This window comes from Photobacterium marinum (genome assembly GCF_000331515.1).
Classification (GTDB): Bacteria; Pseudomonadota; Gammaproteobacteria; order Enterobacterales; family Vibrionaceae; genus Photobacterium; species Photobacterium marinum.
Map to the genome: position 1 here is coordinate 50,118 of NZ_AMZO01000022.1, position 13,972 is coordinate 64,089.

The window sequence follows — 13,972 nt, forward strand, 5'->3', positions numbered from 1 at the left end:
GGCGCAAGAACGAAGGTGGCTTTTTATAGTAATTAGTGTGATTGCATATATTGAACATATCCGTCACACATAATCTGTTCGTGGTGGGTATTATATGTTCAATCAATAAAACTTAATAGAGGATAAAGGGCGCAATTTCTTATTTGGTGGTAAAAATAAAATGAAAAAAATAGATCATACAGAAATATATAAAAATACTTTTTCATAAATACAAATAAGCCTGATCTTTATATATTAATTGTATTTTCTCCTTCTCTTTTTCTTTATTTAATTTGTTTCATAGCTACTTGGATTTACTGTTGACTGATTTTAATTCTCACCTTTTTCTAGGAAATATTCCTAATTTAATTAAAGCTATCTTCACTGCGCTTTTTTACTTTTCTTTGTGTTATATGATTTGGCTATATGCCATTTGTGCAAAGATTAAGGTTTGGTGACAACTTGATAATTATTATTGAGTTTTTGACCGCCATCCCACCTTGATATAACACCAAGTGAAAGTTGTCACAGTTAAAATTGTTGCGTTATAGCAGAATGAATTGGTCGGATGAGATGCCGTTAGGTGTTTATTCTGTCAGTTCATAACTATTCATCAGTTTAGCCTGAATTAGTAATAAAAATCAGTCTAAGCCGGATGGTGATAAGAGGGATACGATGAAAGCAACAATAGCATCAAAGATAAACGCAATGCGTGATGACTATATTGCCGCAGTGAAGCGTTTAGTGGCGATACCGAGTGTTTACCAGGAAGACGATACCGACAGGCCGTTTGGGCAGCCGATTGATGATTGTCTGACGGAAACACTGAACCTTTGTCAGGAAATGGGTTTTTCCGTTTTTAAAGACAGTGACGGTTATTACGGTTACGCCGAAATTGGTGATGGTGAGCAGATGATTGGTGTGCTTGGCCATTTGGATGTTGTACCAACAGGTGAACTTTCTGCCTGGGATTCTGAACCATTTGTACCAGAGATCCGCGACGGAAAATTATATGGTCGTGGTACCCAGGATGATAAAGGCCCGACACTGGCCGCTATCTTTGCGGTTAAAGCCCTGATTGACAGCGGCGTTACCCTGAACAAGCGAATTCGTTTTATCTTCGGTACAGACGAAGAAACCCTGTGGCGCTGTATCGATCGCTATCTGGAAAAAGAAGAAGTACCTCAGTGCGGTTTCACACCAGATGCTTCTTTCCCGTTAATCCACGCAGAAAAAATGCTGATCCAGTCCTGGGTTCACGGACCGGGTGACGCAGAAGTGCAGTTGGATTGTGGCGGCGCATTAAACGCTGTGCCTGAACTGGCGAAGTATGAAGGTCCGCTATGGGAAGAGCTGGTTGCCAAACTTGATGAACTTGGTTTTGATTTTACTGCTGAAGATGCCGAGGTAACTGTTTTCGGTAAGGCGGCACACTCTGCGGCTGCGGACATCAAGGGCGTTAATGCGATTTCTCGCTTGTGTATTGCTCTGAGTGAGCTTGGCGTTACCCATCCTGCGGTTCACTTTGTTGCTGAGCAGGTTGGTGAAGATGCCAATGCCAGAGAGATTTTCGGCCCGGTAGAAGATGTCAGCGGTCGCCTGACATTTAACGTTGCCCAGCTCAATATTAATGAACAGAGCAGTAAGCTCGGTATCGATATCCGGGTGCCGGTAACTTTCAGTAAAGAAGATTTTGATAACGATATCCTGGCGGTTTGCGAGCAGTATGACCTCAGGTATGAAGAGTTTGATGTGTTGCCATCTCTGTATATGCCAGCAGAAAGCCCGGTTATTCAGACATTAATGGCCGCATATCAGGAAGTAAGCGGTGATATGGAAAGTCAGCCTATGACCTCGGGAGGCGCGACTTATGCTCGTGCAATCCCTAACTGTGTTGCTTACGGGGCGATTTTCCCTGGCCGTGAGAAAGTTGAGCACATGCCCAACGAGTATTTGATCATTGATGACATGCTCAAAGCAATGAACGTGTATGCAAATGCGATCTACCAATTGCAGGGAGTAGAGCTATGACGACAGCAACAGAGGCTGGCAAAATGAAAAAATCATTCAAGATGCCAACGGTTTATACCATCCTGTTTATCATCATTGCCCTGGTGGCATTGCTGACGTGGATTATGCCGGCTGGTAAATATGACTACATCGTTAACGGTACGGATCAGGTGATCCCGGCTGCTGAAGTGTTGGATTATTCTGGTGGTGAGCGCCTGTTGCCGATTCCTGGCTCGTATCAGGAACTGGAATCTTCGCCACAGGGTGTGATTGATGTGCTGATGGCACCAATCAAAGGCTTCCACAAAGCGGTTGATGTGGCGCTGTTTGTGCTGGTGATCGGTGGTTTCCTTGCAGTAACTATGCGCACCGGCGCGATGGACTCCGGGGTTGCGGCGATTGTTCGTAAGTTCCATGGTCGTGAGCAGATGATGATCCCGGTACTTATCACCTTGTTTGCATTAGGTGGTTCTACTTACGGGATGGCGGAAGAAACCGTTGCCTTCTGGGCGGTGATTCTGCCGGTAATGGCTGCTGCCGGCTATGACCGTATGGTTGCGGCGGGGATTATCCTTTTGGGTTCCGGTGTCGGTGTTCTGGCATCTACCGTTAACCCATTTGCGACAGGTATAGCTTCCGGTTTTGCCGGGCTGCCTATCGGTGAAGGTATCGGCTTGCGTGTGATTCAGCTTGCAGTTTTGGTTGTGATGGCTTCATGGTTCGTTATGCGTTATGCATCGAAAGTGAAAGCGGATAAATCACATTCTGTGCTGGCTGATATCGAGTTTAATGATGAGTTCTCTCATGTTAAGGAAGATGACGGTGAATTTACCGGTAAGCAGAAGCTGACCATGACCGTCTTCTTCGGTGCTTTCCTGGTGATGATCTACGGTGTTATTCCTTGGGAAGACATGGGCATTACGGCTATTCCAACCCTGTGGTGGTGGTTTGATGAATTGTCTACCTTATTCCTGACCGCTGCGATTGTTATTGCTGTGATCAACCGGATGTCTGAGGGGGATTTCATTAAAACCTTCATGGAAGGTGCCAAAGATCTTATCGGCGTTGCCCTGGTTGTTGCGGTTGCCCGTGGTATCTACGTGGTGATGGATAACGGTGTGATTATTGATACTATCCTGAACTGGGCTGAAGGTGTGGTTACCGGTCTGTCATCTGGTGTTTTTGTGGTGGTGACTTACTTTGTACACATTGTGCTGAGTTTCTTCATTCCATCTACATCCGGCCTGGCAACAGTTTCTATGCCGCTAATGGCACCGCTGGCTGACTTCTCTGGCATCGGTCGTGACTTGATCATTACCGCTTACCAGTCTGCTAGTGGCTGGATCAATATCTTTGCGCCAACTGCCGGTCACCTGGTTGCGGGTCTGGCGCTGGCTAAGATCCCTTATGAGCGCTTCCTGAAATGGGTAATGCCTTTTGTCATCATGGTATTGGTTGCAACTGTCATTATTCTGTTTGCCGGAGCAGCAATGATGTAATCATCAGAGAAGGGGCCTGGTTCTCCTTTCTTGTTACAGTAAAAAGAGCGAGTGGGGTAACCTGCTCGCTCTTTCTATTTCTGGCTGCTTATAGCGGTCAGGATTAGTGTTTGTTCACCTCTTTTCATTTCTTCATCTCCCTGCTTTCGGTTCGTATTTTATGCTTGGCTTGTCATGTTCTGGCCATTTGCCTAGCTGGAAAAACGATAAGCTCATTTTTGTTTAATGAATATTTTTTCAGGTCGGGCTCGTTGGTTTTACCTCTGATAACATCAATACATTTTAGAGTGTTGCTTATTCTTTGGTGAGTGTTTATTGGCTTGTCTACTATAGTTTCTTATTACACTCAGGCTGCTTTTGTTTCTTTTTCTTTGCTCGCCGTTAGTCAGAGCTATGATGATTGAAATTTGATGTAAAATTGTTCTTTTTCCTCATTGTGAGTTGTTATAACTGGTTTTTTTTGCTGTTTTTTAGTTTGGAATAGGGAGCAAATTTGTAGGAAAAACAACATTTATATCTGTGTTTGTGTGGTAGTTAATGATATCAGGTTCACTATTATCCCGCTTTTAAAGAAGGAAAAGCTATAAAGGTTTTTTTTACTATCAAAGCAGGGCGTTCTTTTTTGCAGTCAGGAAGGGTGATGTTGTTGCTAAGTGAATAACTATTCGTGTATTTTAGCTAATGTTGTCGCCTTGCTTTAGGTTAATGAAATGTTGCCAATTGTTATTGGTGGTGATATTTTCGGTAAGGTGCTCGGAATGCAGACAATCTGGCTATTCTTCATTTGAGTGTTCAGGCTGGCAGGAATAATGGCTCAGCATGCATTGTCGACGGGCGTAATTTTGAATTCACGGAGCAACAGGAGTTAGCGCGCATGGCAGAACAAGTGGCGCTTGATGTAAAGGATCTGCACAAATCTTTTGGTCAGAACGAAGTCCTTAAGGGGATTTCGCTGACAGCTCATCGTGGTGATGTCATTTCAATTATCGGCTCTTCCGGTTCCGGTAAAAGTACCTTTCTACGTTGCATCAATTTATTGGAAACGCCAACCCAAGGGGAGATTTGGGTTAATGGTGAATTGATCAAGATGAAGAACAACCGTCGTGGTGAATACCTGCCTGTTGATGAGAAGCAGGTTCAACGTATTCGCTCACGGTTGGCAATGGTTTTTCAGGGGTTCAATCTCTGGTCACACATGACGGTGCTGGGTAATGTGATTGAAGCGCCGATCCATGTACTGGGCGTTCCTCGGGCAGAGGCAATAGAAAAAGCTGAAGAGCTGCTAAATAAAGTTGGCCTGTATGAACGTCGTAATTACTATCCGGGTCACCTTTCCGGTGGACAGCAACAGCGTGCTGCAATTGCCCGTGCGCTTGCGGTTGATCCGGAAGTGATGCTGTTCGATGAACCGACATCCGCGCTTGACCCTGAGTTGGTCGGGGAAGTGTTAGGGGTAATGCAGGAGCTGGCACAGGAAGGCCGAACCATGCTGGTGGTTACTCATGAAATGGCTTTTGCTCGTGATGTTTCAAACCAGGTGATGTTCTTGCATCAGGGATTGGTAGAGGAGCAGGGATGTCCTGGCAAACTGTTCACCAACCCTGAATCAGAAAGGTTGCAGCAATTTATCTCATCTATTTACTAAACTCAGTTATCAGGTTTTCAATCACTGCGCAGGCCAACGTTTGGGGACAGGCAGGCGCAGCAGCAAACACAACAGGAGTAGACAATGAAAAAATGGATTTTGGCCGCGGCTGTCGTATTAAGTCTGGCAGTAACATCGGTTCAGGCTAAAGAGTGGAAAGTCGTTCGTTTCGGCATTGAAGGTGCCTATCCTCCGTTTAGCTGGACAGAGCCAAGCGGTGAGCTGAAAGGTTTTGATGTCGATATGGCCAATGCCCTGTGTAAAGAGCTGCAGGTTAAGTGCAAGATTGTGGCTCAGGACTGGGATGGCATTATTCCTTCCCTGCTGGCACGAAAATACGATGCGATTATTGCTGCTATGTCGATCACTGATGAGCGTAAGAAAAAGGTCGATTTCACCGGTAAGTATGCGTTGATCCCAAATAAGTTTGTTGCAAAGAAAGGCACCAAGATTGAGTTCACTAAGGAAGGGCTTAAAGGGGTGAAAGTCGGCGTACAGCGTGCGACAACTCATGATAAGTACCTGACTGATAATTACGGTGATTCTGTTTCCATTGTTCGTTACGGCTCGTTCGATGATGCCTACCTTGATCTTAAGGCCGGGCGTATTGCCACCATTCTTGGTGATGCATCGGCACTGGAAGAAGGTTTGCTAAATAAAGAAGGCGGTAACGGTTATGAGTTTATCGGCCCTTCATTGACGGACCCTCAGTGGTTCGGTGACGGTTTCGGTATTGCTGTCCGCAAGCAGGATAAAGATCTGACCAAAAAGCTGGATGACGCGATTAAATCTCTTCGTGAGAAGGGAGTCTATCAGGAGATTGCTTCCCGCTACTTTGCCTACGATGTTTATGGTGAGTAACGCCCTTTTGTATTAAAGGGTTGGGGCCTGCAGTCTGTGTTGGCCCCGGGAAAATGAGAGCCGGACTCGGAAAGTATATGACAATAAGCCTGAGAGCTTAGTGTCCGGGGCGGCTCTGACCTGAGAAGTTTAAAGGAGTCTTCCCTTGATAGATTTGAAAGGATACGAGTGGTCACTGATTGAAGGGGCGTGGGTGACCCTCCAGGTTGCTTTGCTGTCTCTTTTATTGGCTGTGATCCTGGGGATGCTGGGGGCATTGGCTAAGTTGTCTCCTTACCGTTGGGCAAGGGCAGTTGCTACCCTCTATACCACAGTGATCCGGGGTATTCCGGATCTGGTTCTGATGATGTTGATTTTCTTCGGTGGCCAGATGTTGCTCAATGACAGCCTGTATCGGATCAATGAGTGGCTCAACGAATATTTCACTTCTTCCGATCCAAATCACGAGTGGACTTCTTATCTGCCGGACTATGTGGAAATCAGTCCTTTTATCGCCGGGATCATTACTATTGGCTTTATTTTTGGCGCTTATATGGCTGAAACTTTCCGTGGTGCCATTATGGCTGTCGATAAAGGTGAATTGGAAGCCGGTAAAGCTTATGGCATGAGTAGCTTTCTCTCCTTTCGTCGTATTTTGTTGCCGCAAATGATCCGTCACGCGTTACCGGGGTTTGGTAATAACTGGCTGGTTTTATTGAAAACAACGGCTTTGGTTTCCATTATCGGCCTGGATGACATGGTACGTAAGGGGGCGCTGGCTGCCGGTACCACTCAGATGCCATTTACTTTTTATATGACGATTGCTGTCATTTTTCTTCTGTTTACCTCTCTCTCAACGTCAGTGTTGAAGTGGGCAGAGCGCAAATTCAGTATTCATACGAGGTAGATCATGGATTTTAGTATTCTCGGCGAAAGCTGGACGATTTATCTGCAAGGCTTCTATACCACGGTATGGATGGTATTTGTTGCTCTGATTGTTGGCCTGGTGATTGCGATTCCAATTGGTATTGCCAGAAACAGCCACTTTATCTTCGTTTATGGCCCAGCTTGGGCGTTTATTTACTTCTTTCGCGGAACGCCGCTACTTATTCAGTTGTACCTGATTTATTACGGCCTGAGTCAGTTGATATCTGTACAAGGAACATTATGGGAAGATGCCTGGTTCTGCGCTTTGGTGGCATTTGTGCTCAACACGGCAGCCTATACCGCAGAGATTATCCGAGGCTCAATTAACAGTATGCCGAAAGGAGAAATTGAAGCAGCGAAGGCTTATGGTATGAGCAACGCGCAGGCTTTCCGGCGGGTTATTCTGCCAAGCTCACTTCGCCGGGCGTTACCGGCATATAGTAATGAAGTCATTTTCATGCTGCACGGGTCAGCAGTAGCCGGGATTGTGACCATTGTTGATTTAACCGGAGCCGCCCGTATCGTGAATTCGCGCTATTACGCGCCATTTGAATCATTCCTGTTTGCCGGACTGTGTTATATGGCACTGACGTTTATTATCTTGTGGGGATTCAGGAAGCTGGAAGGGCACTGGATGAGGCATTTAAGGCCATTGAGTTGATGTAACTCCAACAGGTAAAAGAAAACGCCGGAGCAGTGTTGCCCCGGCGTTTTACTTTGAATTACTTGAACACTGACCAGATCGGCGCATGATCGGACGGCTTTTCAATACCGCGCAGTTCGTAGTCAATACCGGCTTCTACACAGCGTTCGGCCAGTGATGGTGTTGCCAGGATAACGTCAATGCGCAGACCGCGGTTATCAACAAAACCTTTAGAGCGGTAGTCAAACCATGAATACTTGTCGTCAACTTCCGGGTGAAGCTGACGGAAGGTATCGACAAAGCCCCAGTTCATTAGGGTACTTAGCCATTCGCGCTCAATTGGCTGGAACGAGCATTTACCTGTTTTCAGCCAGCGCTTAGCATTAGCCGGACCGATACCGATATCCAGATCAATTGGGCTGATGTTGATATCACCCATCACAATAACTTCTTCTTCATTATTGTGGTGATCATCTAGGTAAGCCATCAGATCAGCATAGAATTTTTCTTTGGCCGGAAATTTGGTTTCATGGTTGATGTTTTCGCCCTGTGGGAAGTAGCCGTTCAGGACTGTTACTTTTTTACCGTTCTCTTGCTCGAATGTTGCCATGATCATACGGCGCTGAGCATCTTCCTCATCGGTCGGGAAGCCTTTTCGAACTTCAATAGGTTCATGTTTACAAAGCATAGCCACACCATAGTGTGCTTTTTGACCATGGTGATAGACTTTGTAACCCATAGCCTCGATATCTTCGAGTGGAAAAGCTTCATCGTGGACTTTTATTTCCTGTAGACCGATGACATCTGGTTGATGTTTGTCGATTAGTGCCTGTAGTTGGTGAAGGCGGGCGCGAAGGCCATTTATATTGAAGGAGATGACTTTCATTATATTAATTCCAATATTATCAGGCTGTTAACTGGGAAGAGCGATTTTATCATATTAAATGGGTTTCGTTGGCAGAGAATAATGCTGGCTGATGTTTTAAATGGTTACATTAATTACTACTGTATTTGAGATCTAGATCACGCTTTATAGCTATTCCTATATGTGATAATTTGGCTCGTATCCATCCCCAAAATTGTATAACAATGAAGCCAATAGATGATATTGACATCCGTCTGTTAAGACTTTTTTTGGTGATTGCGGATAGCGGTGGCTTTTCTGCTGCGCAGTACCAATTAAATATGCACCAATCAAGCATTAGTAAAAAAATGAGTGATTTGGAAACCCGTTTAGGAATGACTTTATGCCAACGTGGAAGAGCTGGATTCAGCCTGACCAGTGATGGTTTAAAAGTATATGAAATAAGTAAAGAGTTATTCCACCATATTCATGAGTTCCAAGATCAAATAAATGATATTCGCTCAGTTTCAAGTGGCAGTATTAATTTAGGATTAACTGATAATTTGGCAACAAATAAGAATTGTCATATTCAGAATGCAATCAGTTCCTTTTGTCGGACTTATTCCAAAGTTAATATTAATACAAAAATATATGATACTTCTTTAATAGAGAAAAACTTATTACAGAATAATATTGATATTGGTGTGACCTCACCTGAATTTTTTAAAAGCGGGCTGAAATACTTTTATTTATTTGATGAGCAACAATTTTTATATTGTTCATCATCTCATCCTGTTTTATCACTAAAAAATAAGGCTACTGTTGACGATATCCTTAGCCATCCGGTTGTGGATCGCGGACTGGCTCACAATGTGACGCCACTAAGTAATGCCAGCGATGACTTGTATAAGTCGAAAACCACCAGTATGGAAGCGACGGCACACATGATCCTTTCCGGTTACTTTATCGGTTATTTGCCCGAGCACTACGCTCGGATTTGGGTTGAACGTGGTGAAATGGTGAAGCTCAACACTGTCGATGGCCTGGAGTACAAGCCGAACTTTTATCTGACGATTAATGATAAATGCGATCTGTCATGTGCGGCAAAGGCATTAGTTACGGCAATTATTGATGCTCATGGTGTAAATAATGTTTCAGAGCTAGAGAAATTGATAGAAAGTTAGAAGCTTAAATTTGCTGTGTAACTGAATAAAGAATCAGTGAAAATGGTACGCTGTGCGTAAAAAGCAATCATTGAACGCCATACATGTGTTGATAGTTATGTAATACATAACCAAACAGCTAAGTGGATATCATAAAATAGCTATTTAAATATGACACTAATCCTATATAAATACGCGCCAATATTGTGGTGTTTTAGTGGTCTTAGTTCATATGCAGCAACCTTGCCTGTCAATTAACCTTGGAGTGATCGAAGAGAATACTCGTAAGCTGGTTCGTCTTTGTAATAATAAAGGGGTTATTCCGGTTGGTATCTCCCGATTGGTGGAAGGCTCAGAGCCGATTGCCCGGGCGATGATGATTGGCGGTATTACGACGATTGGTGATACTCAGGTAAGAAACCTGATGAAGTTAAAAGATTTACCAATCAGGAAGATGTTGCTGCGACGTCCTTTGCTCTCAGAAGTTGATGATGTTGTTCATCATGCTGATATTTCCCTTCACTCAAATCGGGAAGTATTGATGGCGCTGTCACAAGCTGCTGTAAAAGCGAATAAACGTCATGAAGTTATCATCATGCATGATTTGGATGGTGGCGAAGAAGAGGGCTTCGACAGCTCTCATACTGAAACCCTGGCTGAGCTGGTATTAAGTTTGCCTGGGCTGACTTTTGTCGGCATTGGTAGCCACCTGGCCTGTTACGGTGACGTGGAAACACAATTCTCCATTGATGAAGACTATGACGAGTGGGCAAGCTACCATAAACTTGAAGCGATTTCCGGTACCGGTATTGCCGGTATTGTACTTATGATGCCGAGAAAAGATGAGCCACGCTTGAATCAGTTGCGCTTGGGGCGCTCTCTTATTATGGGGATTGGCCTTAATGATACGGCGATTCCCGGTATGCCGCAGGCAGCAATGAAGCTGAAAGCTGAAGTGGTTGAGGTAAAAGAAAAATCATCAATTTTTGTGTATTCAATCAATGCTGAACACTGTAATGATGATCTTCATTTCAATAATCGTGGAGTTCGATTAAGAGCATTGTGCGCAATTGGTAAGCAGCACATTGATGTCAGCCAACTGACTCCGGTTGATGACGGGATCATGGTTATTGGTGCGACGAAAAATGCTCTTATCCTTGATATCACGGATGCTAACCGCCGCTATCAGGAAGGGGATACGATGAGTTTCTACTTGTCTTATAGTGGGGTATTGCAATGTATGGCCAGTGAAGAAGTAGCTAAGCAATACTATTTTTCCTCTTGAGCTCGAAAGGGCAGAACGTAGTCATGGTCTGCTCATTCAGAAACTTCGAATAACACCATCAAAGTCATGGTGCCGACCTCTCGGTTTTCCTTTCATATACTCATGGAAAGTTTGAGATTAACCGGGAGGTTGTTATGGGGAAGCTGGTCAATGGTGTCTGGCATGATGTTTGGTATGAAACAGGCTCAAGCAATGGTGAATTTGTTCGCGAAGATGCAGGCTTTCGCCATTGGCTGACTGCTGATGGCAGCAGCGGCCCGCAGGGGCAGCTGGGGTTTAAGGCTGAATCAGGCCGTTATCATCTTTATATTTCGTTGGCTTGCCCGTGGGCTCACCGAACGCTTATTTTCCGGCAGTTGAAAGGTCTGGAGCCTCATATCGGTGTCACTATCGTTAGTCCGGATATGTTAGAGAATGGCTGGGAGTTTTCTGTGTCTGAGCCAAATTATGGCTTTAGCTTTATGCATCAGCTATATACTAAAGCTAAATCGGATTACAGTGGTCGGGTGACCGTTCCTGTCCTTTGGGATAAAAAGACCCATACCATCGTTAGCAATGAATCTTCTGAGATCATTCGGATGTTTAATGAGGCTTTCAATGAGCTGACTGGCAATCATGATGACTATTACCCGGAGGCTTTACGAAACGACATAGACGCGTGGAATGAATTCATTTATCCGAATATTAATAACGGCGTCTACCGTTGTGGCTTCGCGACAAGCCAGGAGGCATATGAGACCGCCTTCAATCAATTGTTTGCCGCGTTAGATAAGCTTGATGCTCACCTAGCTGAGAGCCGTTATCTGACCGGAGATACCCTCACAGAAGCCGATTGGCGGCTGTTTACCACTCTGATCCGTTTTGATGCTGTCTATGTCGGCCATTTCAAATGTAACCTCAAGCGTATTGAAGATTACCCGAACATACAGGGGTACCTGAAAGAGCTTTATCAGCATCCGTCGATTGCTGATACTGTCGATTTAGATCACATCAAACGGCACTATTACTTCAGTCATAAGATGATTAATCCGACCGGAGTTGTACCGATCGGTCCGAACTTGGATCTGATGTCTGCTCATGGTCGCGGAGATTAATAGCTGCTGTATCTGATATCGCTGATAACTATGATCACAGCCAACGTCAGGCGGCCTGGTTATTACCAATTTGCAGGTATCGGGTCGTTTTACGCTGATACAGGCGTGCCATTTTGGCTTGCTGTGGTGAAGAGGTCTTCGATGTTGCCATCGCAGAAAACAGCTGATCACGCCATTGGGCCAGGTCTTCCGGTAGCGGCATTGAAGAGATGGCTTGAAGACTCTGCCGGGTTAGGTTGTGGTCGAAAATATGCAGTTGGATCAGACACTGAAGTCGGCCAAGATTAGCTTCTGTACAATATGGGTAGTCAATCAGTACTTGCTCGTAGAGTGTCAGCGCATCTTGAGGAGCTTCGTTTAAAAGGGTATAGCTATGCCCTAAGGTTGTTTCCAGATTTCTGACAGACTGGATCATAGCTTCATTTTGCTTTACCTCATCAAGTCGGTTCTGGCTGTGACCATCAAAGCTGTCTCTGAATTGTAAAGCGCGGTTGATCTCACCAATGATTTTGGTTTCGCCAAGGCAGATAAGAGTTGGGAGGAGGTCTGCCAGCAGTACAGAAGGCAGCTTGTTAATTTCTGCAAAGTATGGCGACAGCCCTAGCATCAAGCGACGTTTGGCTTTGAGCGGTTGATCTTCGGCAAGATAAAGGCGGGCCATTGTTATGTGGCCAAAACTGTCGAGGAACGGTTTTTGGTGTGGTAACAGCCTTGAATGAGCCCGCTGATGAATAGCCCTAAGTTCATGGCGAAGCTTTCTCCGTCTGCTGGGGTAGGACTGAATAAAATAGACCTGCTCGAAGATGGCGGTAAATTCTGCAAACCGGATCAGCCAGGTAATATCAATGATTGGTAGCCTAGCAGCAAGTGTTTTTCCTGCCGCAATCACGTTATCACTTTTATCAATATTGGCGGCAAGTTGTGCGACTTTCAAAGCCCGGTGGCTGATGCTGGGGGTAAATTGTAATGCTGTTTCTGCGGCTGCCAGCGCGTCGTAATGTTGCTTATTCTGATCTAAAAAAACAGCCAGGTAATCGTAAGCATCAATATTGAGCGGCGAGCGTTGAAGTAGCTGTTCAAGCATAGCAATTGCTTCATTGGTTTTTCCGTTATGATGGGTAATGCGTGCTTCAATCAGGCTGACTTTGTGGGTGGGGTTTTCTTTCTTCAGGATTTTGACGAATTTTTCTGCTTGTGCCCAATCACTATTCTCAATCAGCAAATCAAGCAATAATCCTTCAATACGGTGTTCATGACCGAGTTTGAGAAGCCGCTTTTTACAAAGCTCAATAGCAGGTTGAATCCCTTGATAATTAAGAGCGTTATAAATCGGCTCTCTTTGCAGACCTGCGATTCGGGATTCTGAGAGCTTTTTCTCCAATATCGATGTGGTGACAGGTTTGGTGATAAAGCTGTCGGGCTCTACAGCCATAGACGTCAGAATAACTTCGGTTGATGAATCGCCGGAGATCATAATCACTCCACAACTTGCCGAAATATATTTACGGCGACGGAGCAAACAAAGCAGCTCAAAACCGTTCAGTGTGTTATCAAGGTGGTAGTCAACCAGCAGGAAGTCGTAATGCTTAATTTTACTGCGCTCAATGGCATCCTGATAGCTAAGTGCGATGTCGATATCTTTCAGACCGATTTTTTGTAGCATGCCATATAACATCAGGGCAGCAGAACGTTGGTCATCAACGATTAACAACCTGAGTTTGCTGAAATTTATATCAGCATTTTCCTGTTGTTCATTAGAAGAAAGAGACATTCAACATCCTTGTATTTACAAATAATATGCATCTGGTTTTATTGTAGTTTTTTTTATCATGAGACGAAATCTCATTTTAGAGACGAAAGTTAACTATTTGGAATAAAGGTATAAATACTGAAGATATGTTGAAGGGAGAAATCAGGCATGAAAAAAGCCAGCTGCTTTCGCAACTGGCTTGAATGATGGTGGAGGGGGACGGATTCGAACCATCGAAGGCGGAGCCGGCAGATTTACAGTCTGCTCCCTTTGGCCACTCGGGAACCCCTCCA

Annotated in this window: 11 protein-coding genes and 1 tRNA gene; 9 read left to right on the plus strand and 3 right to left on the minus strand. The window is 44.7% G+C overall.

All coding sequences use genetic code 11. The features are described 5' to 3' along the window. Positions 1-654: 654 nt before the first annotated feature. From C942_RS15815 to C942_RS15840, 6 genes are all read left to right on the plus strand, one after another. Positions 655-2,010: a M20 family metallopeptidase gene (locus C942_RS15815; RefSeq protein WP_007467468.1), complete on the plus strand. Its 1,356-nt coding sequence runs from the start codon at positions 655-657 to the stop codon at positions 2,008-2,010. Next, the gene (locus C942_RS15820) at positions 2,007-3,488 is read left to right on the plus strand and encodes a YfcC family protein (protein WP_007467470.1); all 1,482 of its coding nucleotides are present in this window, start codon (positions 2,007-2,009) and stop codon (positions 3,486-3,488) included. Before C942_RS15815 ends, C942_RS15820 begins: the two co-directional genes overlap by 4 nt. Before the next feature lie 874 nt (positions 3,489-4,362). Further along, positions 4,363-5,133 carry an ABC transporter ATP-binding protein gene (locus C942_RS15825; protein ID WP_007467472.1) on the plus strand — a complete coding sequence of 257 codons (771 nt, stop codon included), beginning with the start codon at positions 4,363-4,365 and terminating at the stop codon, positions 5,131-5,133. An 84-nt stretch (positions 5,134-5,217) separates the two neighbouring features. After that, positions 5,218-5,994: an ABC transporter substrate-binding protein gene (locus tag C942_RS15830; RefSeq protein WP_007467481.1), complete on the plus strand. Its 777-nt coding sequence runs from the start codon at positions 5,218-5,220 to the stop codon at positions 5,992-5,994. Between the two features lie 145 nt (positions 5,995-6,139). Next, the gene (locus C942_RS15835) at positions 6,140-6,880 is read left to right on the plus strand and encodes an ABC transporter permease (protein ID WP_007467483.1); all 741 of its coding nucleotides are present in this window, start codon (positions 6,140-6,142) and stop codon (positions 6,878-6,880) included. A 3-nt stretch (positions 6,881-6,883) separates the two neighbouring features. Next, positions 6,884-7,561, plus strand: coding sequence for an ABC transporter permease (locus tag C942_RS15840; RefSeq protein ID WP_007467485.1), 678 nt, complete (start codon positions 6,884-6,886; stop codon positions 7,559-7,561). 61 nt (positions 7,562-7,622) lie between these two features. Here C942_RS15840 and xthA read toward each other — a convergent pair whose 3' ends face one another. After that, the gene (gene xthA, locus C942_RS15845; protein ID WP_007467488.1) at positions 7,623-8,429 is read right to left on the minus strand and encodes an exodeoxyribonuclease III; all 807 of its coding nucleotides are present in this window, start codon (positions 8,427-8,429) and stop codon (positions 7,623-7,625) included. A gap of 203 nt (positions 8,430-8,632) precedes the next feature. Here xthA and C942_RS15850 point away from each other — a divergent pair, with 203 nt between their 5' ends. From C942_RS15850 to C942_RS15860, 3 genes are all read left to right on the plus strand, one after another. Continuing rightward, positions 8,633-9,571, plus strand: a complete 939-nt coding sequence (locus C942_RS15850) for a LysR family transcriptional regulator (RefSeq protein WP_007467490.1) — start codon at positions 8,633-8,635, stop codon at positions 9,569-9,571. Positions 9,572-9,767: 196 nt separating this feature from the next. Beyond that, entirely contained in the window at positions 9,768-10,835 is a 1,068-nt protein-coding gene (locus C942_RS15855) for an alanine racemase (protein WP_232428183.1), read from the plus strand. A 134-nt stretch (positions 10,836-10,969) separates the two neighbouring features. Next, positions 10,970-11,929, plus strand: coding sequence for a glutathione S-transferase family protein (locus C942_RS15860; RefSeq protein WP_007467494.1), 960 nt, complete (start codon positions 10,970-10,972; stop codon positions 11,927-11,929). 46 nt (positions 11,930-11,975) lie between these two features. Here the strand turns inward: C942_RS15860 and C942_RS15865 are convergent, their stop codons facing one another. After that, positions 11,976-13,700 (minus strand): response regulator, encoded by a 1,725-nt coding sequence (locus C942_RS15865; protein ID WP_007467497.1) that lies wholly within the window; start codon positions 13,698-13,700, stop codon positions 11,976-11,978. Positions 13,701-13,886: 186 nt separating this feature from the next. Further along, positions 13,887-13,971: transfer RNA gene (locus C942_RS15870), tRNA-Tyr, on the minus strand. Position 13,972 lies beyond the last annotated feature (1 nt).